Genomic DNA, 24,138 nt, shown 5'->3' with positions numbered 1-24,138 from the left:
ATGGGCGATATTCTCATAACCGACGACGAACGGGACATCCGCGAACTGGTCGCGGAAATCCTGCATGACGAGGGCTACACGACCCGGCTGGCCGGCACCTCCGACCAGTGCATGGCCGAGGTGGCGAAGGCGCAGCCCGCGCTGCTGATCCTCGATATCTGGCTGAAAGACAGCGACATGGACGGGATCGAGATCCTGAAGTCCGTGAAACGAGACCACCCCGATATCCCGATCATCATCATCTCGGGCCACGGCAACATCGAAGCCGCGGTCGCCGCCATCAAGCTCGGCGCCTACGACTTCATCGAGAAGCCGTTCAACATCGACCAGCTTCTCGTCGTGATCCGGCGCGCGATGGAGACCTCCCGCCTGCGCCGCGAGAATTTCGAGCTGAAGCGCAGCGAGCAGGGCGCGACCGAGCTGCTCGGAGACAGCGGCGCCTTCCGCACGCTGAAGAGCAACCTCGACAAGGTGACCAAGTCGAATGGCCGCGTGATGCTGACCGGCCCCGCCGGATCGGGCAAGGAAGTGGCCGCCCGCTACATCCACGCCAAGTCGAACCGCGCGCAGGGGCCCTTCGTCAGCGTCAACTCCGCCTCGGTGGAGCCCGAGCGCATGGAAGAGGTGCTGTTCGGCCGCGAAAGCAGCGAACGCGGGATCGAACGCGGCCTGCTGGAAGAGGCGAACGGCGGCGTGATCTACTTCGACGAAGTGGCGGACATGCCGCTTGGCACGCAGTCCAAGATCCTTCGCGTGCTCGTCGACCAGCAGTTCCAGCGGGTCGGTGGCAGCGACAAGGTGCAAGTCGACATTCGGGTAATCTCCAGTACAAACAGGGACTTGAAAGGCGAAATTGAAGCGGGAAACTTCCGTCAGGAGCTGTTCCACCGTCTGAACGTCGTGCCGATCGCCGTGCCCTCTCTTGAAGAGCGGCGTGAGGATATTCCTGTGCTGGCCGAGCACTTCATCGAGATGTTCAACAAGTCGCAGGGCCTGCCGCTGCGCCGTCTTGCCGACGATGCGCGCGCGCTGTTGCAGACGATGATCTGGCCGGGCAACGTCCGCCAGCTGAAGAACGTCGTCGAACGGGTGCTGATCCTCGGCGAAGGAACGGGCGAGATCTCGGCCCGCGAACTGCCTGCGACGGAAGAGCGGACCGGCTCCGACGACGACCGGGTGGTGCTGTCGGGCGGGCTCGCCACGCTGCCGCTCCGCGAGGCGCGCGAGCTGTTCGAGCGGGAATACCTGCTCACCCAGATCAATCGCTTCGGCGGCAACATTTCCCGCACCGCAGCCTTCGTCGGGATGGAGCGCTCGGCGCTGCACCGCAAGCTCAAGTCGCTCGGCGTCGTCACCTCGAACAAGTCGGGCGCGCGCGTCGCCCATATCGAAGGTTAATCCGGGTCGCTGTCCCGCTTGATCTTCGTGGTCAGGAACAGGGACAGCGAGGATAAGGTCAGCGTGGCGAGCGCGAGCGGCAGGGGTGTGCCGTTGAAGGCGAGCCCCACCGTCGCGCCGATGATGACGGAACCGATGGTCGATACGGCCGAGATCAGCGCCGACGCGCTCCCCGAGATATGGCCAAGCGGCTCCAGCGCGAGCGCGTTCAGGTTGCCGATGGTCAGGCCCATCTGGAAGAACAGGCTCCACGTCCAGATAAGGAACAGCGGGAACTCGACCGAGGCCGGGAGCGGCAGCCACAGCACGAGGATCATCGCGGTCGAGAAGAAGATCTGGCCCATCATCGCCCAGCGGATCAGGGCGCGCATGCCGGTCTTCACCACCACCTGCGCGTTCAGGACGTTGCCGCTCGCCGCCAGGATGGCGAGGCCGCCGAACCAGAGATGGAACGTGTCGCCATAGCCGTAAGTCTGGTCGAAGATCATCTGGGTCGAGGAGATGTTGGAGAACAGCATCCCGAAGATGAAGGTCTGAACCACGGTGGCGAGCAGCGCGGTCTGGGTCGAGAAGATCTCCTTCAGTGCCGAGAGCAGCGCCTTGGGGCTGACCGGCGCGCGACGCTCGGGCGGCAGCGTTTCGGGCTGGCGCAGGAACATCCAGCTCATTGCCGTCATGGCGAAGACGACGAACGCGACGAAGGTCGCGCGCCAGCCGAACAGCTCGATGATGGTGTTGCCGAGCAGAGGCGCGAGCGCCGGGATCAGCGTGAAGAACATCATCACGAAGGACAGGATCCGCGCCATCGCGCGTCCGGCGTAGAGGTCGCGGATCATTGCCATGAAGACCACACGCGGCCCCGCCGCGCCGAGGCCCTGGACGAGGCGCGCGGCCAGCATCAGCTCCAGCGTCGGCGCCGACCAGGCGAGGATCGCCCCGGTGATGTAGAGCGCGATGCCGCCAAGATAGACAGGCTTGCGCCCGAAGCGGTCGGAAAGCGGGCCGGCCACCAGCGTGCCGAGGCCCATGCCGAAGATGAAGGCGGTGACGATCAGCTGCGCACGGTTCGGCGCGTCGGGCGTCAGTTCATCTGCAATGCTCGGCAGGGCCGGCAGCATGGCATCGACGGAGAAGGCGACGACGGCGGAGCTCATCGCCATCAACGCGATGAACTCGGGTTCGCGAAGGCGTCGGCGGTCGTCGATGGAAGAGGGGGCGGAGTCTTTCATGGGCTGTCCGATCGAGGGCAAGGGATCCCGTCGGACTCGGATGGCCCGGCGTTAGGAGTTGCTTAGACAACCTTGGCCGGAGGTCCAAGGGGGCTCACCCCTCGTCGTCGGTGGCCTCCTCGGCCTCTTTCTCCATGATCTCGGTGATGACCTTGGCCCAGAGATCGGCGGGCTGTGCGCCGGGCACGGCGTGGCGCTGGCCGACGATGAAGGTCGGCACGCCCGTCACGCCCATCTCACGGCTGTGGGCATCGCGGCTGCGGATATCCTCGATGTCGGCGTCGGATTCGAGCAGGCGGCGCACGACGGAGGCGTCCATCTCGACCGCGTCGGCGATGTCGGCCAACACCTCGTGATCGCTGATGTCGCGATGTTCCTTGAAGTAGGCCTCGAACAGACGCTGAACGACGAAGGTCTGCCGCCCCTCGATCCCCGCCCAGTGGATCAGGCGGTGCGCGTCGATCGTGTTGGGCATCCGGGTGATGCCGTCGAAGTCGATCTCGAGCCCGGCCTGCGCGGCCTGGATGCGGACGTTCTGGTAGGCGTCCTCGTAGCCCTCGCCGAACTTCGCGGTGAGATACTCGGCCCGGTTCATACCCTCGGCGGGCATGTCGGGGTTGAGCTGGAACGGGTGCCATTCAACGACGAACGGATTGCCGGCACGCTCAAGCGCGCGGTCGAGGTTCGTTTTGCCGATGTAACACCACGGGCAGACGGGATCGGAGATGATGTCGAGCTTGACTGTCATGGCCAACCGCTAGCTTCCGGCGGCGCAGGTTGCAAGCTTCGCGGATTTGCGCCTATGACGGCTCATGACGATCAGGGACAACGGCACATTGCTTCGGGTCACCCGCTCTCGCGGACCGGATGCGGCTGTTCAGCCGCTGGACCTAGGCGAGCGTGTGCGGGGCCTGCGCAAGGAGCGGGACTGGACGCTGGAGCAGGCTGCGAAGAAGGCCGGGCTGGCACGCTCGACGCTGTCGAAGATCGAGAACGGTCAGATGTCGCCGACCTATGACGCGCTGAAGAAGCTGGCGACCGGGCTCGACATCTCCATCCCGCAACTCTTCACGCCGCCGGCAGACAGCCGCGTCAACGGGCGCATGTCGCTGACCCGGACGGGCGAGGGTGCGGCTCATGCCACGACGACCTACGAGCACGAGTTGCTGGCCGAAAGCCTGAGCCAGAAGAAGATGTTACCCTACCACGCGCGGATTCGGGCCAGAACCTTCGAGGAGTTCGATGGCTGGGTCCGCCACGACGGGGAAGAGTTCCTTTACGTCCTCACCGGGCAGATCAGGCTGTTCACGGAATTCTACGAGCCGGTCGACATGCGACGCGGCGACAGCGCCTATTACGACGCTGCGATGGGACACAACGTGGTGTCCATCAGCCCCGACGATGCGACGATCCTCTGGGTGACATCGGTCGGGTAGGGCGGAAGGCCCTTCGAAGAGCCTTCCGCGCAGCGCAGATCACGCCTTGCGGCGATAGCGGCGAAGGTCGGTGGCGAACATCAGGTCGTCCAGTTCCACCTGCGCCTCGCGGCGCGTCAGATCATTGGCGCGGGCCAGCTTCTCAACCGCGCGCTCTTTGTCCGTCTTGAGGACTTCGTCCGGATCTGTCGCCGGGAAGTGCTGCCGCAGCTCTTCGACAACGGGATCGGGATTACGGGTAATGTCCTGCCAGTTCATGTCTTGCTCCTTTGCCTCTGCGCCGCGTGCGGCGGCTTCGGTCAACCGGTGCGTCCCACCGGCGGGTCAGCTTCATTGTCGTCGCCGAACTCGGCGTCTTCGGAATAGACGTCCTCGCCCGGAGGAATGTCCGCCGCGGATGCGCTGATCCGGGCATTGTCCAGGCTTTCGTCCATCATCGTATCGGCCGGGGCCATGCCCATCAGCCAGTCGGTGACTTCGCCGTCGGCAACTGCCTGGCTCATCGCCATGCGGTTCGCGACCAGCGTGGTCAGACGCGCACGGTCACCATCGACATCCAGCGCCTCTTCTTCTTCGATCGCGGGCCAGCGGGTCAGCACGCTGGGGACGAAAGCGGTCCAGTTCGACGAAACCTCACGCCATTCCATGTTGTAGTCCTCCGTTCATTCGCAAGACCAACACCCGCGCGGAGTCCCGGTTCCTAGGCCGCACGGGCAAGTTCGGCGAGAATCCGCGGCCCGTTCAGGTCGAACCAGTCGGTCAGCGTCTCGCACGCCTCCGCCTCGGTCAGGTCGTGAGCTTCGGAGAGATAGGTTACGAGCTTCGCACGGTCGCCGCGAAAGCGGCGGAGCGCCTCGCCGTCGAGGTGGGGGAAGGCGGCGCAGAAAGCGCGTATGAAGACCTGCCACTCCGCCGTGACTGATGTCCAGGACATGAGAACCCCTCCGCTGCTGCGCGTTGTCAGGGGACATGCCAGCACACAGACCTTAAGGGGCGGTTAATTCACCGGACGCTCGATCGCTGCAATTGAAACGGCCCGCCTCCTTGTCGGAGGCGGGCCGCGATCGTGCTAGGGGCGGGAGGATCAGTCCTCCTCGTACCACCAGTAGTCGGGGAGCCAGTTCGTCGTGTCGCCCATGATCGGGATCGTCTCGGGGTGCTTCAACGCGGCGTCATGGGCCAGCCACGAGACGTTCCACTGGTAGATCGGGATCACGTAGCGGCCCGTCGTCAGCACCCGGTCCAGCGCCTTGGCAGCGGCATAGAAATCCTCGCTGTCGGTGGCGGTCAGCAGCGTATCCACGAGGCCATCGACGGCGGGCGAGCTGACACCCATCAGGTTCCGGCCCGCTTCCTCGTCGACATATTCCGAGCCCCAGTAGAGATACTGCTCCGTCCCCGGCGACAGCGACAGGGCCCGGCGGAAGTAGGTCATGTCGAAGTCGTAGAGGTCGGTGCGCTCGGTATATTGCGCATCGTCCACGGTGGTGACGGACGCCTCGATACCGACCCGTTCCAGCGACTGGAGGTACATGTCGATGATCGAGGAATTCTCGCTGCCGCCCTGTTCGAGAAGGATATCGAACTCGAAGGGTTCACCTTCCTCGTTCTGCATAACGCCGTCCTCGATGGTCCAGCCAGCTTCTTCGAACAGCTCCAGCGCACGCGCGGTGCCGGCGCGGTTGCGCTCGCTGCCGTCGGAGACGGGCAGGTCGTAGCCTTCGATGGCGCCGGGCAGGAGGTCGTCGGAATATTGCTCCAGCAGCTCGAGCACGCGGCCCTCGGCAGGGCCGTGATCCATCGAAAGCGGCGAGTTGGAGAAGTAGGAGGTGATGCGCGGCTGTGCCCCGCCGGTCATCGCGTCGTTGATGAACTCGAAGTTGAAGACGGTGATGAGCGCCTCGCGCACCTGCCAGTCCTGAAACAGCGGGTTGCGGGTGTTCATCACGAAGCCGGTCATCCCCGACGGCCGTTCGTGCGCGATCTCTTCCTTGACGTATTCGCCCGACTGGATGGCGGGGAAGTCATACTGTGTCTGCCAGCGACCGCCGCTGAACTCGCGCGTCGTGGTGACTTCGCCGGCCTTGAAGGCCTCGAACGCGGCTGTCTCATCGCCGAAGAATTCCAGCCGGTATTCTTCGATGTTGAAGCTGCCGGCGCGGAACGGCACATCCCAGCCCCAGTAGTCGGGGTTGCGGCGCAGCGAGACGAAGCGGCCCATCTCGTAATCGTCGATCACGTAGGGGGAGGAGGCGATCGGCACGACGCTGTCGCCTTCCTCGGCGAAGTCGAGCCCTTCGAACTGCGCCTTCTTCAGGATCGGCCGCATACCGGCCAGAAGCGCAAGCTCGCGGTTGTCGGTGTTGAAGGTGAAGCGCACGGTGCGCTCGCCGGTCTGTTCCAGGCTCTCGACGGCGGACCAGAAGGAGGCGTAGCGCGGGTTGCCCTCGGTCCCGAGCGTCTCGAACGACCAGATCACGTCCTCGACGGTGACGGGTGAGCCATCGGAGAACTCCGCCTCCGGGCGCAGCGTGAACTCGACCCACTCACGATTCGGTCCGGTCTCGATCGACTCGGCGAGCAGCCCGTAGAGCGTGAAGGGTTCGTCCAGCGACCGGCCCATCAGCGTCTCGCCGATGTAGAAGCGGATCTGCCAGGGGACGTTGCCTTTGCGGATGTAGGGATTGAGGGAATCGAACGTGCCGACGTTGGCCTCAACGATCCGGCCGCCCACGGGTGCGTCCGGGTTGGCATAGGGGAGCGCCACAAAATCCGGTGGGAGCTCGGGCTCCCCGTACATAGCTATGCCGTGGGCCGGCTCGGCGGTGGCGGATGTGACGCCGAGTGTCAGCGAAACGGCGATGGCGGCGAGCCCGGTTCGGGCGAAAATCTGCGATCTCATTTCAGCGACAATCCCTCTGCTCCCTGTTGATCTTGAGGATGAGCGTAGAGACGTCCGCCAGCCTTATCAAACTTTTACCTTGGACAGTCGCGGCAGATTGCTTATAAGGGGGGCACTGCTCGATAGGTTTCTTGCCTGTATGAAACCTGCCTCAATAACTTAACGCCCGCCTTGTGCGGGCGTTTTTTTCTTTGATGCATTGGTAAGCAGCGTGCTTCTGCAATTCCGCCCGGCGCGCGCGAATCCCCTCGGCAAATCCATCGGAAGAATCGGTGCGGCGAGACGTGCGTCATCGCCCGCGAGGCGCGTAGCGGCAATCCGCCTTTCGACGCCTTGGCGGACACTTGCCGAGTCCGCGAGCGGTGCGGGAGGTTGAACTGAGTTCGCACCCGCAGCACTATCTCTTTCGAGAGCCGGCCACCGGGCGGCGTGATCAATCAGTCCAGACCTCGGAGAGAGCAGAGCCATGTCCATCAAGGGGAAAACCGCCGTCGTCACGGGATCGAACTCCGGCATCGGGCTCGGCGTCGCGCGCGCGCTCGCCGCAGAGGGCGCGAATGTCGTGCTGAACTCCTTCACCGACCGGGACGAGGATCACGCGCTGGCTGAGGAGGTCGGCAAGGAATTCGGCGTCACCGCGCGCTACATCAAGGGCGACCTGTCCAGAGGCGAGGAAGCCCGAGCGCTGGTCGAACAGGCGGGCACCTGCGACATCCTCGTCAACAACGCCGGCATCCAGCATGTCGCCCCGATCGAAGAGTTCCCGGTCGAGAAGTGGGACGCCCTCATCGCGATCATGCTGTCCTCGGTCTTTCACACCACGGCGGCCGCGCTGCCGATGATGCGCAAGGCCGGGTGGGGCAGGGTGATCAACATCTCCTCCGCCCACGGCCTTCGGGCCTCTCCCTACAAGGGGGCCTATGTCGCGGCCAAGCACGGGGTCGTCGGATTTACCAAGGTGACCGCGCTCGAGACGGCGGAGGAGCCGATCACCGCGAACGCGATCTGTCCGGGCTACGTGATGACACCGCTCGTCGAGGCCCAGATCCCCGATACGATGAAGCAGTACGACATGGACCGCGAGACGGCGATCCGCGAGGTGATCCTGGATCGCCAACCCTCGAAGGAGTTCGCCACGCTCGAGCAGCTCGGCGGGCTGGCGGTGTTCCTCTGCTCCGACCATGCTGCGCAGATGACGGGCACGACCCACAGCATGGATGGCGGCTGGACGGCGCGGTAGGTGGCTGAACCGAAACGCATCAACCTCGCGCTGCAGGGTGGTGGGGCGCATGGCGCCTTCACCTGGGGTGTGCTCGACCGGCTGCTCGAGGATGGCCGGGTCGAGATCGCCGCGATGTCGGGCACCTCGGCCGGCGCTCTCAATGCCGCAGCGTTGAAGGCGGGGCTGGTCGAGGACGGCAATGACGGCGCCCGCGCCCGTCTCGACTGGCTCTGGACTCAGGTCGGCGCGGTCACCGACAACCGGCTGACGGCCTGGATCGACGCCTTCGCGCCGTCCGCGCCGGCGTTGGCGAAGGCGATCGAGTATTCGCCGGCATTCGCCGCGTTCGATATCTCGTCGCGGATGATGTCGCCCTATGTCTACGGGTCCGTCTTCAAGAACCCGCTGCGGCACATCCTGTCCGAGCTTGCCTTCGACCATGTCTGCGCGGCCGACGGGCCGGAGCTCTATATCTGCGCGACCAACGTGCGCAGCGGCAAGATCCGGGTTTTCTCGGGCGAGGGGATCACGGCGGACGCCGTGCTTGCCTCCGCCTGTCTGCCGACGCTGTTCCAGGCGGTCGAGATCGACGGCGAGGCTTACTGGGACGGCGGCTACACCGGCAATCCGGCGCTGTTCCCGCTCTACGCCAGGCACCTGCCCGACGACGTGGTGATCGTGAACATCAATCCGCTCTACCGGGAGGAAGTACCGACCTATCCGCAGGCGATCCAGAACCGCATCAACGAGATCAGCTTCAACTCCTCGCTACTGCGGGAGCTTCGGGCGGTGTCCTTCGTCCATCGCCTGCTTGGGGACGGTGCGGTGCAGAAGGGGGCGATGAAGGAAGTGCTCGTCCACATGATCTCGGACGACATGCTGATGAACGAGCTCAACATCGCCACGAAGATGGTGCCGACCCCGGTCGTGCTGGCCCGTCTCAAGGCGGCGGGGCGCGAGGCGGCGGAGAAGTTCCTCGACGCGCACTGGAGCGACCTGAACGAGCGCGGCACGGTCGACCTGCGCGAGATGTTCAGCTGAGGAGCAGCTTCGCGGCGAGCGCCCACATCACGATGCCGATCCCGATGTCTAGCCAGCGCCACGCGCGGGCGGACGTCATCACCGGCGCCAGCAGCCGCGCCCCGTAGCCGAGCGAGAAGAAGAAGACGAAGGACGCCGTAACCGCGCCGATCCCGAAAGCCGTCTTGGGGCCGAGCGCCTCGTATTGCGTGGAGACCGCCCCGACGAGGCCAAGCGTATCGAGGTAGACATGCGGGTTGAGCCAGGTGAAGGCCGCGCCGGTCGCAAGCGTCGCGGCAAGTGGCGCCGACCCGCCAGTGAGCGTCATGTGGTAGTCTCCGTCCCACGCGGCCTTGAGCCGCAGCGCCCCGTAGACCAGCAGGAAGGCCGCGCCGCCCAGCGTCATGATCGTCGGCAGCATGGGCAGGGCAGCGGTGATGGCGCCGAACCCGGCCACCCCGGCAGTGATGAGAAGCGCGTCCGACAGAGCGCAGAGCAGGCATAGCTCGAAGACATGTGTCCGCAACAGACCCTGCCGCAGCACGAAGGCATTCTGCGCCCCTATGGCGAGGATGAGGGAGAACCCGGTGAGGAAGCCGGTGAGCGCAGGCCCGAGCATCGTCACGGGGTCACGCCCTCTCGTGTTCCCGGTTCGTCTTGGCGAGGCGGTCGGCCTCCTTCTCCAGAGCCTCCGGCAACACTTCGTCGCGGGAGCCGGGGTAGACCAGCCCGGCGGAGATCACGAGCTTGGCCGCTTCCTCGATCGACATATCGAGTTCGATCACCTGGTCCTTGGGCAGGAACAGCAGGAAGCCGGAGGTCGGGTTCGGAGTCGTCGGCAGGAAGATCGACAGCATCTCCTGCCCGGTCGACTTTTCGCGCACCTCGCCACGCGTGTTGGTCGAGATGAAGCCGACGGCCCAGATCCCCTTGCGCGGATACTCGATCAGGCAGGCCTTCTCGAAGCTCGTCTCGGACTGGGCGAAGACCGTCTCGGCGATCTGTTTCACACCGTTGTAGATCGAGCGGACGACCGGCAGGCGGCCGACCATGCTCTCGCCCCAGCGGATGAAGGAGCGACCGATCAGCCCCTTGGCGATCCAGCCGACGAGGATGGTGAAGACCACGAAGACCACGACGCCGAGGCCGCGGACGTTCACTTCGATCCGGTCCTCGCCGACGAGGCCGAGCGAGCGGTTGAAGATCTCCGTCGGGTGCCAGTACGCGGGCACGAATGGCCAGACGAACCCGTCGACCCAGCCGACGACTGTCCAGATCAGCCAGACCGTCAGGCCGACCGGCGCGATCACGATGATCCCGGTCAGCAGATTGTTGCGAAGCCCGGCAAGAAGCCTGCCGAAGATGCGCAAGCGCGGCTTCGGAGGATGGTCCGGGGACTGGGGCTCTGTCAATTTGGTGCCTTCGTGGAACGCGTCCAGTCGTATCTAATGGATCGCCCCCTTGAAAACAACGCACGCCCACGCGCCGGGGGCTGCTATTTGAGCAGGCCGCCCAATTGTTTCGCAATGGCCGCGGCGAGGCGCGCATTGTTCAGCACGAGGGCAATGTTGGCGACCAGCGACCTGCCCTCGGTCAGGGTATAGAGCCGGTCGAGCAGGAACGGCGTCACCGCTTTCGCGGTGATGCGTTGCTCTTCCGCTTCTTGAAGCGCCTGCGCGATGATCGGGGCGAGGACGCCCGCCTCGATCTGGTCGTCGACCGGGATCGGGTTCGCGATCAACTGGCCGCCGTCGAGGCCGAGCGCGGCGCGCATCGCGTGCGCGCGGGCGATCTCTTCGGCACTGTCCATCCGCAGCGGTGCGGCGATCTCGGACGTCGCCGACCAGAAGGCCGGCAGCGTGTCCTGTCCGTAGGCGATGACCGGCACGCCGAGCGTCTCCAGCACTTCGTAGGTCTTCGGCAGATCGAGGATCGCCTTGGCGCCCGCCGCCACCACGGTGACCGGTGTCCGGGCGAGCTCCTGGAGATCGGCGGAAATGTCGAAGCTCGTCTCGGCGCCGCGGTGCACGCCGCCGATGCCGCCGGTGGCGAAGACATGAATGCCGGCCTGCCGCGCCGCGATCATCGTCGCCGCCACGGTCGTCGCCCCGGTCCCGCCGGTGGCGAGGCAGGCGGCCATGTCCGCGCGCGACAGCTTTGCGACGTTGCCCGACTGCGCGAACCCGTCGAGCACCTCGTCGTCGAGACCGACCCGGAGCACCCCGTCGATCACCGCCATCGTGGCGGGCACCGCGCCGGCCTCGCGGACGGTCGCCTCGACCATGCGGGCGGTTTCCACGTTCTGCGGCCAGGGCATGCCGTGGGTGATGATGGTGCTCTCGAGCGCGACGAGCGGCTTGCCCTCGCGGCGGGCGGCGGCGACTTCGGCGCTGTCTTGCGTTTGGATCATTGGGGCGTGTCTCCGGATACGAAGGCGGCGGCCGCGCGGAGCGCCTGCTCCAGCGCATCGCGATCGCCGGCGCCGCGGCGCTCGGCGGCGATGTGGGCCGCCATGAATGTGTCGCCCGCGCCGGTGACACGGGTCACCAGAACTTCGGGCGGCGTTGCGGTGTGGCAGGCGCCACCGGCCTTGGCTGCGCTCGCGTCGCGTCCGCCGTCGGTGACCAGCACGCGACCGGTGCCGCGCTCTGCCAGGGCGCGGGCCGCGTCGGCAGAGCTGTCGAAACTGCAGTGGCAGAGCAGCCCGGCCTCCTCGAGATTGACATAGAGCGTCGCACGGGGATGGCCGACGAAGGGTTGCAGCCGTTGCGCCTTTCCGGGCGAAGCGGGCGCGACGCGGATGTCGGCGGCGGCGAACAGCGCCGATGTCGCGATGTCGCGCAGCAGCTCCTCCGTCAGGTTGCCGTCGAGGGCCACGGACCCGATCCACGGCGCGTCCACGGATGCCAGCGCCCCGTTTTCGAGCGCGGCGAGGATCTTCGCACCCGCCCGCTCCAGAGAATGGGCATCGGCAATCGCGGCGATCAGGCCGTTCGCGCCCTCGATCGCCATGTAGCAATCGGTGGGCAGGTCATCGGAGCGGTAGACATGCCCGACATCCATCCCCATCGCCTCCGCCTCGGCAAGCAGCGCATCGCCTTCCACGTCGCGCCCGACGGCCGACAGGAGAGCGGGCCGCAGCCCGAACCGCGTGAGCGTCATCGCGATATTCATCGCCACGCCACCGGGGATCCGGGTGATCCGACCCGGCACGTCGGAGCCGAGCCGCATGGTGGAGGCAGAGCGCCCGATGACGTCCCAGAGGACGGCACCGATGCAGAGGATATCCGGAGTCGCGGCCATGCCGTCTCTTTGGCCCGCCCCGACGGTCAGGTCAATCACGCCTCACGAGCTGGTTTCAGCGCGCGTCACCCGGCCTTCTTTGGGCTTCAAATATTCTCGGGGGTGAATGGGCCGCAGGCCCAGAGGGGGCAGACAGCCCCCTTGTTCCGCCCGACCGGAGGGAGGGCTCCCAAAGCGCACCGCAGGTGTTCAGCGGGACGGCGTCGTGCAAAGACGGCCCGCCCACGCGGGTGCCGTCGGCCACCGGATGGCCACGGCTCGGAAGAAAAAATTTTAGAGGAATTAAGCGGTTAACGAAGGCGCTGAAATCCGGCCGCCATGAAACTGTCCGTTGACAAGCCAAGCCCGCAACTTACCGTCAATCGCAATCGTGTTAACGTCCGGTTGAGGCCGGAATTCGTGAGCCGAGACGGTGCCGGCCGGCAGGCCGATGAGGAGGGTGAGGGGGCGCATGGTCAAGTTCGTTCAGGTCGCGAAAGGGGTGCGGCTGTCAGCCGTTCTGTCGGTCGCGCTCGCCGTCTGGATGACCATGGTGTCCGTCGCCCGGGCCCACGAGGTCACGCCCTCGATCGGCGACATGACGCAGTCGGACGGCACGCTGTCCTTCGCCATCGCCGGCAACATCGAAAGCTTCGTCGCCGGAATCGACCTCGAGGGGCTCGAGGACACGAACGACGCCGAGAATGCCGAGCTTTACGACGAGCTTCGCGCGCTGCCGCCCGAAGAGATGGCCGAGCGTTTCCGCGCCGCGTGGGACCAGATCGCCGCCGACATCACGGTGCGCGTGCCGGGCGGGGAGCCGCTGCCGCTGGAACTGACCGACGTCATTGTCCCCGAGGTCGGTGATACCGAGCTGGCCCGCTCTTCCAGCTTCACCTTCACTGCCGCGCTTCCCGACGGGGCGCGCGAAGCAGAAGTCGGCTGGGCGCCGCGCCTTGGTGCGCTGGTCCTGCGTCAGCAGGGCGTGGGCGATCCCTACGACGGCTACCTCGAAGGCGGCGCGATGAGCCCGCCGATCGCGCTCGCCGGCGGCAGCGCCGTCACAGGGATGGCGGCGTTACTCAACTATATTCCCGTCGGCATCGACCATATCGTGCCGCTTGGTCACGATCACATCCTGTTCGTGCTCGGGCTCTTCCTGCTCAGCCCGCGGATCGGAACGCTGCTCTGGCAGGTGTCGGCCTTCACGGTGGCGCATACGATCACGCTGGCGCTGGCCGCGCTCGACATCGTCAATGTTCCGGCCAGCGTGGTCGAGCCGATCATCGCGGCCTCGATCGTCTATGTCGCGGTCGAGAACATCTACCGCGAGGGGTCGCTCTCGCTCTGGCGACCGTTCGTGGTCTTCGGCTTCGGGCTGTTGCACGGCCTCGGCTTCGCCAGCGTTCTTGCCGACTATGGCCTGCCCGACAGCGGATTCGTCCCCGCACTCATCGGTTTCAACGTCGGGGTGGAAATCGGCCAGCTCGCCGTCATCGCGGTTGCCTTCATGATCACCCGTGTCGCCGTCAGCGGCGAAGAGGAGGGGCGCACGAACCTCCTCGGCTCCGCGATCTACCTGCTGCTGGCGCTCGCCGTTATCCCGGTGGCTGCGGTCATCCTGCCCAACGTCGGCAGCACCGGCGACCTCGTCCCGCTGTTCGCGGCGGTTGCGATCCTGCTCGGCCTCTGCGCCGCCTCGACGGCGACCGACACCGAAATGCCTTACGAGGCCGTCGTCGCGCGGCCCGCCTCTATCCTGATCGCGCTGATCGGGACCTGGTGGGTCGTGGAGCGCACGCTTCTCTGAGCGGCGGTTTTGCCCTTGCATTGAGCGCGAGGGCAGAGTAGGGGGCACCACTCAATCCCGCAGGCGGGGGCGGGCGTATCCGGGGAGACATCCCGGACCGTCCACCGGTTGACCATTTGGTTGATCCCCCGCCGAGGCTGAAACCGGAAAAAGGAACGACACGTATGGCTCTTCCCGAGTTCACTATGCGTCAGCTGCTGGAAGCTGGCGTTCACTTCGGCCACCAGACTCAGCGCTGGAACCCGAAGATGGGCGAATTTATCTACGGCGCCCGCAACGGCATCCACATCATGGACCTCACCCAGACCGTCCCGCTGCTGGACCAGGCTCTGCAGGTGATCCGCGACACCGTCGCCAAGGGCGGCCGCGTCCTGTTCGTCGGCACCAAGCGTCAGGCCCAGAAGCCGATCGCCGAGGCCGCCGAGAAGTGCGCCCAGTACTACATGAACCACCGCTGGCTCGGCGGCACGCTGACCAACTGGCAGACCGTCTCCCAGTCGATCGGCCGCCTTCGCGCGATCGACGAGGCCGCCGATCAGGGCTTCGAGGGTCTCACCAAGAAAGAGCGTCTCGGCATGGAGCGCGAGCAGGGCAAACTGACCGCCTCGCTCGGTGGTATCCGCGAGATGGGCGGCGTTCCTGACCTGCTGTTCGTCATCGACGTCAACAAGGAAGACCTGGCGATCGCCGAAGCCAAGAAGCTCGGCATCCCGGTCGTCGCGATCGTCGATACCAACTGCTCGCCCGATGGCGTGGACTTCATCATCCCCGGTAACGACGACGCCGCGCGTGCGATCTCGCTCTACTGCGATCTCGCCGCCCGCGCCGCCCTTGACGGCATGTCCGCCCAGCTCGGCGCCGCCGGCGTCGACCTCGGCGAGATGGAAGCCCTTGCCGAGCAGACGCTTGCCGAAGAGCAGAGCGAAGCCGCCGCTCAAAGCACCGGTGTCGAGACCGGGCACGCCACCTCGACCCTGCCCGAGGACGCGCCCTACGATCTCGACAACAAGGACAGCAAGGAAAAGTCCGAGTCCGCCTGAGCCGGACCCGTCACTGACATGTCATCGTTCGGGCGTAGCCACGCCCGGACGCCCCTAACGTCTTAAGGAGAGTGATCATGGCGGTTACCGCTGCGATGGTGAAGCAACTGCGCGAAAGCACGGGCGCAGGCATGATGGACGCCAAGAAGGCGCTGACCGAAACCGACGGCGACATGGACGCCGCGGTCGACTGGCTGCGCACCAAGGGTCTGGCCACGGCGGCCAAGAAATCCGGCCGGACCGCGGCCGAGGGCCTCGTCGCCGTTGCCGTTGACGGCGGCACTGGTGTCGCTGTCGAGGTGAACGCCGAAACCGACTTCGTCGCCAAGAACTCCGAGTTTCAGGAGATGGTCGGCAAGATCGCCCAGGCCGCGCTGGCCGTGAACGACACCGAGACGCTGCTCGAGACCGATCTCGGCGGCAAGTCCGTGAAGGACACCGTAACCGACAAGATCGCCACGATCGGTGAGAACATGTCGGTCCGCCGCATGGCGAAGGTCGAGGCCGAGACGGTCGCCTCCTACGTCCACAACGCGGCTGCCCCCGGCATGGGCAACATCGGCGTGCTCGTCGCGCTCGACGGTGGTGACGAAGCGTTCGGCAAGCAGGTCGCGATGCACATCGCCGCTGCCAACCCGGCGTCCCTGTCCGAAGCCGATCTCGACCCCGCCGTGGTCGAGAAAGAGCGTCAGATCCAGATCGATATCGCCCGCGAGTCCGGCAAGCCGGAGCAGGTGATCGAGAAGATGATCGAAGGCCGCATGAAGAAGTTCATGGCCGAGGTCACGCTGCTGGGTCAGCAGTTCGTCGTGAACCCCGACCTGACCGTTGCCAAGGCCGCCGAAGAAGCCGGCGCCACGATCAAGGCGTTCGTTCGCCTGCAGGTCGGTGAAGGCATCGAGAAGAAGGAAGAGGATTTTGCCGCCGAAGTCGCGAAAGCGGCTCAGGGCTGAAGCCTCTCGCACCACGGTTCGGAAAGGGCGCCTTCGGGCGCCCTTTTTCGTGCCGGCAGCCCACCTGTAACATGGCAGGGCAGGGCGGTTCGGTCGCCTGTAACATGATCGGGGAAGGGGTGGCGGCATCGCCTCGGGAGTGACGATGCCGCCGTTGGGACAGGGATGCATCCAGGGGATGGATCAGGACAGGCACCCTGCTATTTGGTGCCGGCCCGCCGAGGGGTAATTCCACGGCGGAACCAGCGTCCGGTTTCCCGGTCGGCAGGCAGAGCCCTTTAATCTACAAGGGGTTACAGGCCGTTGTTCCCTCGCCTAAGGCGACCACTCACGGAACACGTGAAAGGTGCCATTTACCTTTGGTAAGGCAAAGTCAGGGAAACCATACCACCTGAAATTTCATGCCGTTCGACGTCGCGTAACACGCAACAAGCCGAAGCTTTCAGGCTCACGCGCCTTCGAGAACGAACATCTGGTTGTAGAAGGACGCCTTGAGCACCGCCTGGGCGGTCGTCTCAACATCCAGCGCTTCGCGGGCGAGGCGCAGGTGCTTCTCCACGGTCGCCGGCGTGAGGCCGAGCAGCAGCGCGATATCCTGCGTCGTCTTGCCGTCGCCGACCCACTGCAGCACTTCCTTCTGCCGCCGGGTGAGCGTGCGCGACCCGGCGTAGGGCAGGGACAGCAGCTTGAGGTGAGCGACGTTGTTCATCACCACGAGGTCGGACCCGTGTTCGGCCCAGATCTCCTCAACCTGTTGCTGGCTCATGTCGCGCGTTCCGGTCAGCGCGATGGCCCCCTTGGTCCGCTCCGACACCGAGCGGAAGCTGATCGTGTAGCCGCAGGTCACGCCCATGGAGCGGTTGAACTCGACCACACGCTCTTCGGCGGCGGTCAGGTTGCCGGGCTCCGCGATCCAGCGCCACGAGCAGGCACCGTTGTTCTCGAGCGCCCAGCGGACCATCGGTGCGTGGAAATAGAGACCTTCGTCGATGAAGACGTCCATGTATTCGGCCGAGTGGTTCGTCAGGACGATCCAGTCCTGCGGATCGCCGAGAGAGCCGCGTGATCGATAGCGCGTGAACCCGTAGAGCAGACGGTCGAAGCCGTAACTTGCCATTTTCTCGACGTGCAGTTCCCAAGCGTCCTGCACCGTCGTGGCGTTGGTCAGCGCCTCGAGATATTCGATCAACTTGCTCATGGTTAGGTCCCTCGACTTCGGCTGCCGCCGCGTCCGACCGGTGCGCGGCACCTTGCGCAAATGCTTAGGGGGATTTGACCATCCGGTCAAAAGGTATTGAATACCTGACTTGCTAAAACCCCGTGTTTTTCTTGCGTCATGCGACGCAGGAGCGCACGGATCTGATATTCATGTCGCTTTGTGCGCTCAGGCCTCGGCCTTGATCGCCAGCCCAAGCGCAGCCTCGCGCCGCAACTTCATCGCGGTCAGATCGCCGCTTCGCTCGTGCAACCGTGCGGCCAAGCTGTGGCCCTCAGGGTTCCAGGGCGAGGTCATCAGCGCCAACTCGACATAGAGCCGCGCGATGTCCCACGACCCGATGGTCATCGCCGCACGCGCGGCACCGATCGCGTGGGCGGACAGATGCGGGGCCATCTGCCAGTTGCGCTCCGCCACCGACAGCGCGGTCGCGGCCTCAGATCGATCCAGCAAATGCTGATAGAGCTCAATCGCCGCCGTCGGGTCGTTCGGGACCAGACCTGCGGCGACCTGGTAAGCCTCGACCAGCGTCTCGGTCGGGCAGGGCGGCACTTGGCGCGCAAGGGTCCGTGTCTCTTGCAACCGGAAGCGCGGCACCTGCGGACAGAGGCGCCGCGCCTCGCTCACGTGACGCAGGGCGCCAGCGGGATCCCGGTCGACAATCTGCTCCGCCTGCGCGGCGAGCTGTCCGGCCGTCCGGGTCTTGCGCGCCGCCGACAGCAGGCCCGCGACATCGGCCCAGGAGACGACGCGGATCATCTGCCGCACGACCATCTGCTTTAGCCGACCGACACCCGCCATCCGGAACGACTGGCGACGCGAGTTCATGTGCCGGATACGCCGACGCCGTTTCAGCTCCGGCCAGCGCTCCTTGCCGGTCGCCTGAATGCTGGCGAATTCGTCCGCCGCGCGCCGTCGCCCGCGCTTGAAAATGTCCCACGCGATGCCGGGCAATGACCGGGCGTAGCGATGGGTCGTGACGATCTCAGGTGACCAGTCGATGTCGAACCGCTGGTGGACCCGCCGATTGAACGCCGTATCCTCGGCCACGCGAAGGTGAGATGAGAAATATCCCAGGGAGCCGAACAGCCACCGGTCGTAGGAGAGGCCATAGGGTTCGTGGGCCTCGTCCTCGGTATTCGGCCAGCGTCGCCAGTGCATCCACACGCTCCCGACGAGGCTTGCCGGGTTGTGCGGATCATGGGCGATGACCGCGCTGCCGGTCGCCGGAGCCGTCGCGTGCCGGACGAGCCGGCCGGAGACCCAGCCGGGCTCGGCGGCGCAGTCCGAGGCGAGGAAGGCGACAACCGGCGCGGTGCTGGCGTCGATCCCGATATTGCGGGCGGCTCCGACGAAAAGGCGTTCTTCCACCGCGATCAGGCGCACCTGGTCGACGAGTTCGCCGAGCACCCGGTCGGGAGATCCGCCCCCGCTGTTCACCACGACGATCTCAGCCGGCTCATCCTGCGTGACCAGGCTCCGCACGGCGGTCGCGAGGTCGGGCGGCGCGCGGTAGCCGATCACCACGGCCGTGATCGGCGCATCTGTCCGGACACGGCTGCCTTCGCGGATCGTCGCCGCGCCGCTGATCCACTGCCGCCAGAGCGCCCGGTCGTCCGCGAAGTCCGTTGGGCCCGTACTCAGTCGCACGACTTGTTTGCGCAACGTGTCGGACGACGGGGCAAGCTCCAGCGCGCGTTGCGCGTCGGCAAGGGCTTCGGACCGCGCGCCCATCCGCGCGCGAAGCCGGCTGAGCCAGAACCGCTTTGCCGCGCTCTCGCCGGCTTGCTCGAGCATCTCGATGGCTGCCGTCAGGTCCCCCGCGCGGGCCTTCTGCGCGGCGGCGATGCGCCGCGCGTCGGGGTCACCCTCCGCGTCTCCCTCAGCTAAGATATCGTCAGCCAGCAGGCTGCGCACCGCCGCGTCACCGGGTTGGTTGTAGCGCCGCGCCATCGCGAAGCGGTTCCAGTTCCGGTCCCGCGTCGGCGTTCCGAGCGCCTCGGGGGAGGGGGCCCAGAGGCCGCCGTCCTCTTCATGCAAGGGGGTATAGGCATTCTCTGGCGCGATTTCTTCCAACGTGAGCGTTCGCTCGTCGTCGAGGTAATCATACCCGATCTCCTGAAAGACCCGGTCGGGATCGGCGGTGGCATAGAGCGCGCGCCTCAGCCGGCGGCGCTCCGGATCGATCATCCGCAAGTGGTAGAAGGCGAGTCCGCTGCGCCGCGCCGGTTTCGGCGTGTCGTAGCTGAACCAGTGACCGTGTAGCGTGGTGGTCGACACCTCGGCGTCGGGCGTGATGGGATAGAGGCTCGGCCGTTGCTTGCGCCCCCAGAGACCATCGGACCGCCAGGCCGTGGGGCTGTACATCTCGCGCAGGTGGAACGACCAGATGACGTCCTTCTCGGGCCGCGCGAGCCGTGTGATGTGGCTCTTCAGACGGTCCTCGAAACGCTCGTCGGGATCGGCGGCAAGGATCCAGTCCGCGCCACGATCACGGCAGGCCGCGAGAAGACGGCTCCTCCGGATACGCTCGTCGGTCAGGTGTTCGTTGGCGACTCGGTCGTCGAGGGCAACCCATTCGTGCACCGAGGGGCCGAGATTCTCGAGGAAGGGCGGGATGAGGTGTGCATCGTAACGAAATGAAAACGCGAGAATAATCTTCTGAGTGCCAGGTTCTGCCTCGCGAAGAATGCCGTGCTGAAGTTCCATGCGAGCCCTTCTGTGCCTGCATGACCTTAGGTCAATAGGGGCGCAAAACAGAACAGGTTTTCAAACCCTTGCCCGATGTAGTGTTTCTCGCCGTCCGAAGCTTACGGGCTGCCCGCGAATTTCTCCGGGCAGAGCTCAAGAAGGCGTCGCGTCAGTCGATCAGTTTCAAGGCGCGTCTGGAGGCTCTCCGCGGAGAAGTCCTCCGGGTCCGTGATCATGAACTTCGCCACGAGGGAGAACCGCAGCTTGTCCCATTCGTCACGCGTGTAGTCGGGGCAGGCGGCCCACAACGGCCAGAGCGGCGCGTCCGGCAAGGCGTCCTCGCCGTACCAGTTGCGGGCAAAGACCGACTTGGCGAGCGCGTTGATATGCAAGGCGAAGACGGTCTGCATGACCCACGACACGCGGGAGACGTTGATCTCGTCAGCACGCCGGAACGGGTGAAGATCCTTCAGCATCTTCCGGCCGTCCGCGTCGCGCACCAGCCAGCTGAAGCCGATCAGGTCGTGCTTGATCGCCAGCTCCAAAGTCAGCTCACCCGAGCGCAACGCGAGGTCCTGGTAGATTTCCGGTGACCCGTTCGGTGGATCGAGGTTGTCGAGCCAGCTGGTGTCCCAGTCGAACACGCTGAACCAGCTCCGGTGCGTGCCGTCCGTGACCGAGCCGTAGCCCAGGCACGGCACGACGTCGTAGCCGAGAGTTTCGAGCTCGCGCGACACGCGCCACTCGGTGACCGCTTGCTGCATGGAGGCGCCGCCTTCGTAGGCGCCGTCGTGGCTCGATGCGATGTCGAGCATGCGCCGGCCGTCGTAATCGAACTGCGGGAAGACGGGGCCACGGTTGAGGAGCTTGCCGAACCGGATCGGGCCTCCGCGAAATCCTGCACCCTTGATCTTCAGCTCTCGGGCCTCGACACCGGGGCGCTGGATGTGGATCGAACGATCACCGCTGGTTCGGGACGGCGCGGCGCGGTTGGCGAACCAGTCCTGCACGATCTGCTCGGACCAGTCGGGCATGTGATGGCACGTCACTTCGAGGCCGTAGGGATGCTGCAAACCCGGCTTTGCACCGGATTTGCGAGCATACTTGCCGAAGCGGTGCTTCAAACGCCGCATGGTCCCCACCTATAAATTTTACATAATACGGATTATACGAATATCGGCACGGGACGCCCCGTGACGTTAACTCTTAACGACTAGGCCCGACGGAGTCCCGCACAGCCTGTCGTGCCCCGTCTCGGTAATCAGGATCGGCTCGGTCGTCTCGATGCCACCGTCATCCAGCCACAGCGCCGGCATGAAGTGGAACGTCATCCCAGGCAGCAGCTCCGTGCGATCACCGGCACGGAACGACATTGTACGCTCGCCCCAGTCCGGCGGATAGCTGAGCCCGATGGAATAGCCGCAGCGGTTGTCCTTGATGAAGCCGTGTGTCGCCAGTCGCTCGTTAAAGGCACGCGCGATGTCCTCGCAGCGGTTGCCCGGCTTGGCCTGCTCCAGCGCGGCCTCAGTGGCGTCCTCCACTGCCTTCTCTGCGTCGATGTATTTCTGCGGCGGCTTGCCGAGGAACAGCGTGCGCGACTGCGGACAATGGTAGCGCCGGTGCGCGCCGGCGATCTCGAAGAACGTGGCTTCGCCGGTGCGGAGCGGCGTGTCGTCCCACGTCAGGTGCGGCGCGGTGGCGTCGAGCCCGGACGGCGCCATCGGCACGATTGCCGGGTAATCGCCCCAGTGACCGCCGACGCCGGAGATGCCGGTATGATAGATTTCGGCGACCAGCCGGTGCTTCGGCATTCCTGGTTCGGCAAGCTCCGCGATCTTGGCGTGCATCGCGGTGACGATGTCGGCCGCGCGGCGCATGTAGATCAGCTCTGTATCGGACTTGATCGAGCGCTGCCAGTTCACGAGCCCCGTGCAATCGACGAACTCCGCCTTCGGCATCGACTTCAAGAGCGTCTGATAAGCCTTTGCGCTGAAGTAATAATTGTCGAGTTCAACGCCGATACGCTGCTCTCCGTGGCCATAGGCCTCGACCAGCCGCGCGAGGTCTTCCATCGGGTGCTTGTCGGGGTTCTGGACGTAGAAATCCTCGTAGCCGAAGATGTTGTCCTCTTCCATGAAGACGGTCCGCATCGCGCCGGCCGCGTCCATGCCGCGGCCCCACCAGACGGGCTCCCCCTCGTGGGACAGCAGCACGGCCTGGTGGACGTAGAAGGACCAGCCGTCATAGCCCGAGATCCAGGCCATGTTGGAGGGATCGGTGATCAGGATCGCATCCAGACCCTCGGCCTCCATCGCCGCCCGGGTCTTCTCGATACGGTCCCAGTATTCGGAGTCGGGAAAGGACGGGCTTGTGCGGCTTGACGGCATGGGCGGTCTCCTTGGATGCCATGCCAGCTAAACCGCGCAAGCGGCTGATTTCCAGACCTTGTCGGACCTTGTCTCGCGATGGTGGCGCAGCGGTTGCCCGGACGCCCGCGAAACAGGCGTGCGGGCGCCCTACCCCAGCGCGTATCCCGCGCCGCGCACCGTGCGCAGCGGATCTTCACCGCCGTGAACCGTCAGCACCTTGCGCAGCCGCCCGATGTGGACGTCCACCGTGCGGGTGTCGACGTAGATGTCGCGGCCCCACACCCGGTCGAGCAGCTGTTCGCGTGACCAGACGCGGCCGGGTTTCTCCATGAAGGTCGACAGCAGGCGGAACTCCGTCGGGCCGAGCTTCAGCGGCTGGTCGTTCCGGCTGACACGGTGCGTCTCCGAGTCGAGCACGATGTCCTCGTAGGTCAGCACCTGTCCGACGGTCGAGGGCCGCACGCGCCGCAACTGGGTGCGCACGCGAGCCATCAGTTCCGACACTGAGTACGGCTTCACCACGTAGTCGTCAGCCCCGGTCTCGAGCCCGCGCACCTTGTCGACCTCTTCGGACCGCGCCGACAGCATGATGATCGGCACGTCCCGCGTTTCCGTCCGGGACTTGAGCTGGCGGCAGACCTCGATGCCCGAGAGGTTGGGCAGCATCCAGTCCAGCACGATGACGTCCGGCGCGTCCTCGTCGATGATGACGAGCGCCTGCTCGCCGTCCTCTGCCGTGGTGGTCCGGAATCCTTCCGCCTCGAGATTGTAGCCGAGGACTTCCCGCTGGGCCGGTTCGTCCTCGACGATCAGCACATGGGGCGCAGTCGCGTTCATCTTCCGTCGTCCTCAGTCTTCCGCGGTCATGAAGGACGTCTCGTCGCCCTTTTGCCGGCCCTCTTCGGGCATGGTGCCGGAGACGAGGTAGATCACCTGCTCCGCCATGTTGGTCACCAGGTCGCCCATCCGTTCGATGTTCTTGGCGATGAAATGCAGGTGCATGCAGGCCGTGATGTTGCGCGGGTCTTCCATCATGAAGGTCAGGAATTCGCGGAACATCGCGTTGTACATCTGGTCGACGTCGTGGTCGCGCTGGCGCACGTCCTCGGCGAGCATCGCGTCGCGCTGGATGTAGGCGTCGAGGACGTCCTTGAGCATCAGCTGCACTTCGCGGGCCATCCGACGCAGTGCGGCGTCGGTGCCCTGGATCGGGCGCATCTCCGCGAGGACGGACGTCCGCTTGGCCATGTTCTTGGCGTAGTCGCCGACCCGCTCGAGGCTACCGGTGAAGCGCAGCACGGTCAGCAGCACGCGCAGGTCGGTGGAGACTGGTGCGCGCAGCGCGATGCAACGGGCGGTTTCCTCGTTGATCTTCTCTTCGAGAGCGTCGATCGCCTTGTCGCCGAGGCGCACCTTTTCGGCGAGCTCGACATCACGGCTCTCGAGCGCCTTGGCGCCGTCGAGGATGGAGGCCTCCACGAGACCACCCATCTTCATCAGCATGGCCTGCACCGCTTCGAGATCGCGGTCGTAGGCGGAGACGATATGTTGCTGGTTGTTGCTCACGGTA

At 65.4% G+C, this 24,138-nt stretch carries 23 protein-coding genes; 7 read left to right on the top strand and 16 right to left on the bottom strand.

Annotated elements, in window-relative coordinates:
* Positions 1 to 1,398: a nitrogen assimilation response regulator NtrX gene (ntrX, locus tag I8N54_RS09540; protein WP_140192785.1), complete on the top strand. Its 1,398-nt coding sequence runs from the start codon at positions 1 to 3 to the stop codon at positions 1,396 to 1,398.
* Here ntrX and I8N54_RS09535 read toward each other — a convergent pair.
* Positions 1,395 to 2,627, bottom strand: coding sequence for a multidrug effflux MFS transporter (locus I8N54_RS09535; RefSeq protein WP_140192786.1), 1,233 nt, complete (start codon positions 2,625 to 2,627; stop codon positions 1,395 to 1,397). The genes ntrX and I8N54_RS09535 overlap by 4 nt on opposite strands.
* Before the next feature lie 94 nt (positions 2,628 to 2,721).
* On the bottom strand, positions 2,722 to 3,375 hold the full coding sequence (locus I8N54_RS09530; RefSeq protein ID WP_197097438.1) for a DsbA family oxidoreductase: 654 nt from the start codon (positions 3,373 to 3,375) through the stop codon (positions 2,722 to 2,724).
* A gap of 64 nt (positions 3,376 to 3,439) precedes the next feature.
* Here I8N54_RS09530 and I8N54_RS09525 point away from each other — a divergent pair, with 64 nt between their 5' ends.
* Positions 3,440 to 4,063, top strand: a complete 624-nt coding sequence (locus tag I8N54_RS09525; RefSeq protein ID WP_140192788.1) for a helix-turn-helix domain-containing protein — start codon at positions 3,440 to 3,442, stop codon at positions 4,061 to 4,063.
* Between the two features lie 39 nt (positions 4,064 to 4,102).
* Here the strand turns inward: I8N54_RS09525 and I8N54_RS09520 are convergent, their stop codons facing one another.
* The 4 genes from I8N54_RS09520 to I8N54_RS09505 form a co-directional block, all read right to left on the bottom strand.
* Positions 4,103 to 4,321, bottom strand: coding sequence for a hypothetical protein (locus I8N54_RS09520; RefSeq protein WP_140192789.1), 219 nt, complete (start codon positions 4,319 to 4,321; stop codon positions 4,103 to 4,105).
* Between the two features lie 41 nt (positions 4,322 to 4,362).
* Positions 4,363 to 4,710 carry a hypothetical protein gene (locus tag I8N54_RS09515; RefSeq protein WP_140192790.1) on the bottom strand — a complete coding sequence of 116 codons (348 nt, stop codon included), beginning with the start codon at positions 4,708 to 4,710 and terminating at the stop codon, positions 4,363 to 4,365.
* 53 nt (positions 4,711 to 4,763) lie between these two features.
* Positions 4,764 to 4,997, bottom strand: coding sequence for a hypothetical protein (locus tag I8N54_RS09510; protein ID WP_140192791.1), 234 nt, complete (start codon positions 4,995 to 4,997; stop codon positions 4,764 to 4,766).
* Positions 4,998 to 5,147: 150 nt separating this feature from the next.
* Positions 5,148 to 6,965: an extracellular solute-binding protein gene (locus I8N54_RS09505; protein ID WP_140192792.1), complete on the bottom strand. Its 1,818-nt coding sequence runs from the start codon at positions 6,963 to 6,965 to the stop codon at positions 5,148 to 5,150.
* 466 nt (positions 6,966 to 7,431) lie between these two features.
* Between I8N54_RS09505 and I8N54_RS09500 the strand changes: the two genes are divergently transcribed.
* A complete protein-coding gene (locus tag I8N54_RS09500) occupies positions 7,432 to 8,205 on the top strand; it encodes a 3-hydroxybutyrate dehydrogenase (RefSeq protein ID WP_140192793.1) in 774 nt (257 codons plus the stop codon).
* Positions 8,206 to 9,228 carry a patatin-like phospholipase family protein gene (locus I8N54_RS09495; protein ID WP_140192794.1) on the top strand — a complete coding sequence of 341 codons (1,023 nt, stop codon included), beginning with the start codon at positions 8,206 to 8,208 and terminating at the stop codon, positions 9,226 to 9,228. It begins immediately after the preceding gene.
* Here I8N54_RS09495 and I8N54_RS09490 read toward each other — a convergent pair.
* From I8N54_RS09490 to I8N54_RS09475, 4 genes are all read right to left on the bottom strand, one after another.
* On the bottom strand, positions 9,221 to 9,826 hold the full coding sequence (locus I8N54_RS09490) for a LysE/ArgO family amino acid transporter (RefSeq protein ID WP_140195512.1): 606 nt from the start codon (positions 9,824 to 9,826) through the stop codon (positions 9,221 to 9,223). The genes I8N54_RS09495 and I8N54_RS09490 overlap by 8 nt on opposite strands.
* Before the next feature lie 10 nt (positions 9,827 to 9,836).
* Positions 9,837 to 10,619: a DUF502 domain-containing protein gene (locus I8N54_RS09485; RefSeq protein ID WP_140192795.1), complete on the bottom strand. Its 783-nt coding sequence runs from the start codon at positions 10,617 to 10,619 to the stop codon at positions 9,837 to 9,839.
* Between the two features lie 83 nt (positions 10,620 to 10,702).
* Complete coding sequence (locus tag I8N54_RS09480; RefSeq protein ID WP_140192796.1) at positions 10,703 to 11,617, bottom strand: pseudouridine-5'-phosphate glycosidase; 915 nt, start codon at positions 11,615 to 11,617, stop codon at positions 10,703 to 10,705.
* A complete protein-coding gene (locus I8N54_RS09475) occupies positions 11,614 to 12,510 on the bottom strand; it encodes a PfkB family carbohydrate kinase (RefSeq protein ID WP_140192797.1) in 897 nt (298 codons plus the stop codon). Before I8N54_RS09475 ends, I8N54_RS09480 begins: the two co-directional genes overlap by 4 nt.
* A gap of 451 nt (positions 12,511 to 12,961) precedes the next feature.
* Between I8N54_RS09475 and I8N54_RS09470 the strand changes: the two genes are divergently transcribed.
* From I8N54_RS09470 to tsf, 3 genes are all read left to right on the top strand, one after another.
* Positions 12,962 to 14,299 (top strand): HupE/UreJ family protein, encoded by a 1,338-nt coding sequence (locus I8N54_RS09470; protein WP_140192798.1) that lies wholly within the window; start codon positions 12,962 to 12,964, stop codon positions 14,297 to 14,299.
* Between the two features lie 164 nt (positions 14,300 to 14,463).
* Positions 14,464 to 15,339 (top strand): 30S ribosomal protein S2, encoded by an 876-nt coding sequence (gene rpsB / locus I8N54_RS09465; RefSeq protein ID WP_140192799.1) that lies wholly within the window; start codon positions 14,464 to 14,466, stop codon positions 15,337 to 15,339.
* 77 nt (positions 15,340 to 15,416) lie between these two features.
* Positions 15,417 to 16,292, top strand: a complete 876-nt coding sequence (tsf, locus tag I8N54_RS09460) for a translation elongation factor Ts (protein ID WP_140192800.1) — start codon at positions 15,417 to 15,419, stop codon at positions 16,290 to 16,292.
* 448 nt (positions 16,293 to 16,740) lie between these two features.
* Here the strand turns inward: tsf and I8N54_RS09455 are convergent, their stop codons facing one another.
* The 6 genes from I8N54_RS09455 to phoU all read right to left on the bottom strand — a co-directional run bounded on the left by I8N54_RS09455 (position 16,741) and on the right by phoU (position 24,134).
* Positions 16,741 to 17,490 (bottom strand): helix-turn-helix transcriptional regulator, encoded by a 750-nt coding sequence (locus I8N54_RS09455; RefSeq protein ID WP_140192801.1) that lies wholly within the window; start codon positions 17,488 to 17,490, stop codon positions 16,741 to 16,743.
* A gap of 186 nt (positions 17,491 to 17,676) precedes the next feature.
* Positions 17,677 to 20,217, bottom strand: coding sequence for a glycosyltransferase family 2 protein (locus tag I8N54_RS09450; protein ID WP_140192802.1), 2,541 nt, complete (start codon positions 20,215 to 20,217; stop codon positions 17,677 to 17,679).
* Positions 20,218 to 20,318: 101 nt separating this feature from the next.
* Positions 20,319 to 21,332 (bottom strand): hypothetical protein, encoded by a 1,014-nt coding sequence (locus I8N54_RS09445; RefSeq protein WP_140192803.1) that lies wholly within the window; start codon positions 21,330 to 21,332, stop codon positions 20,319 to 20,321.
* A 66-nt stretch (positions 21,333 to 21,398) separates the two neighbouring features.
* Complete coding sequence (locus I8N54_RS09440; protein ID WP_140192804.1) at positions 21,399 to 22,586, bottom strand: M24 family metallopeptidase; 1,188 nt, start codon at positions 22,584 to 22,586, stop codon at positions 21,399 to 21,401.
* A gap of 129 nt (positions 22,587 to 22,715) precedes the next feature.
* Entirely contained in the window at positions 22,716 to 23,405 is a 690-nt protein-coding gene (phoB, locus tag I8N54_RS09435; protein ID WP_140192805.1) for a phosphate regulon transcriptional regulator PhoB, read from the bottom strand.
* Between the two features lie 12 nt (positions 23,406 to 23,417).
* Positions 23,418 to 24,134, bottom strand: a complete 717-nt coding sequence (gene phoU / locus I8N54_RS09430) for a phosphate signaling complex protein PhoU (protein ID WP_140192806.1) — start codon at positions 24,132 to 24,134, stop codon at positions 23,418 to 23,420.
* Positions 24,135 to 24,138: the final 4 nt, after the last annotated feature.

This window comes from Pelagovum pacificum (assembly GCF_016134045.1).
Lineage (GTDB): Bacteria > Pseudomonadota > Alphaproteobacteria > Rhodobacterales > Rhodobacteraceae > Oceanicola > Oceanicola pacificus_A.
This window is presented reverse-complemented; position numbering and strand designations above follow the sequence as displayed.

Bases quoted from the DNA above. Each gene is read 5' to 3' on its own strand.
- I8N54_RS09490 (WP_140195512.1), bottom strand. From the start codon at position 9,826: ATGCTCGGGCCTGCGCTCACCGGCTTCCTCACCGGGTTCTCCCTCATC.
- I8N54_RS09475 (WP_140192797.1), bottom strand. From the start codon at position 12,510: ATGGCCGCGACTCCGGATATCCTCTGCATCGGTGCCGTCCTCTGGGAC.
- I8N54_RS09515 (WP_140192790.1), bottom strand. From the start codon at position 4,710: ATGGAATGGCGTGAGGTTTCGTCGAACTGGACCGCTTTCGTCCCCAGC.
- I8N54_RS09525 (WP_140192788.1), top strand. From the start codon at position 3,440: ATGACGATCAGGGACAACGGCACATTGCTTCGGGTCACCCGCTCTCGC.
- I8N54_RS09480 (WP_140192796.1), bottom strand. From the start codon at position 11,617: ATGATCCAAACGCAAGACAGCGCCGAAGTCGCCGCCGCCCGCCGCGAG.
- I8N54_RS09445 (WP_140192803.1), bottom strand. From the start codon at position 21,332: ATGCGGCGTTTGAAGCACCGCTTCGGCAAGTATGCTCGCAAATCCGGT.
- I8N54_RS09455 (WP_140192801.1), bottom strand. From the start codon at position 17,490: ATGAGCAAGTTGATCGAATATCTCGAGGCGCTGACCAACGCCACGACG.
- phoB (WP_140192805.1), bottom strand. From the start codon at position 23,405: ATGAACGCGACTGCGCCCCATGTGCTGATCGTCGAGGACGAACCGGCC.
- I8N54_RS09500 (WP_140192793.1), top strand. From the start codon at position 7,432: ATGTCCATCAAGGGGAAAACCGCCGTCGTCACGGGATCGAACTCCGGC.
- I8N54_RS09440 (WP_140192804.1), bottom strand. From the start codon at position 22,586: ATGCCGTCAAGCCGCACAAGCCCGTCCTTTCCCGACTCCGAATACTGG.
- I8N54_RS09535 (WP_140192786.1), bottom strand. From the start codon at position 2,627: ATGAAAGACTCCGCCCCCTCTTCCATCGACGACCGCCGACGCCTTCGC.
- tsf (WP_140192800.1), top strand. From the start codon at position 15,417: ATGGCGGTTACCGCTGCGATGGTGAAGCAACTGCGCGAAAGCACGGGC.
- I8N54_RS09505 (WP_140192792.1), bottom strand. From the start codon at position 6,965: ATGAGATCGCAGATTTTCGCCCGAACCGGGCTCGCCGCCATCGCCGTT.
- I8N54_RS09450 (WP_140192802.1), bottom strand. From the start codon at position 20,217: ATGGAACTTCAGCACGGCATTCTTCGCGAGGCAGAACCTGGCACTCAG.
- I8N54_RS09530 (WP_197097438.1), bottom strand. From the start codon at position 3,375: ATGACAGTCAAGCTCGACATCATCTCCGATCCCGTCTGCCCGTGGTGT.
- I8N54_RS09520 (WP_140192789.1), bottom strand. From the start codon at position 4,321: ATGAACTGGCAGGACATTACCCGTAATCCCGATCCCGTTGTCGAAGAG.
- rpsB (WP_140192799.1), top strand. From the start codon at position 14,464: ATGGCTCTTCCCGAGTTCACTATGCGTCAGCTGCTGGAAGCTGGCGTT.
- I8N54_RS09510 (WP_140192791.1), bottom strand. From the start codon at position 4,997: ATGTCCTGGACATCAGTCACGGCGGAGTGGCAGGTCTTCATACGCGCT.
- ntrX (WP_140192785.1), top strand. From the start codon at position 1: ATGGGCGATATTCTCATAACCGACGACGAACGGGACATCCGCGAACTG.
- I8N54_RS09470 (WP_140192798.1), top strand. From the start codon at position 12,962: ATGGTCAAGTTCGTTCAGGTCGCGAAAGGGGTGCGGCTGTCAGCCGTT.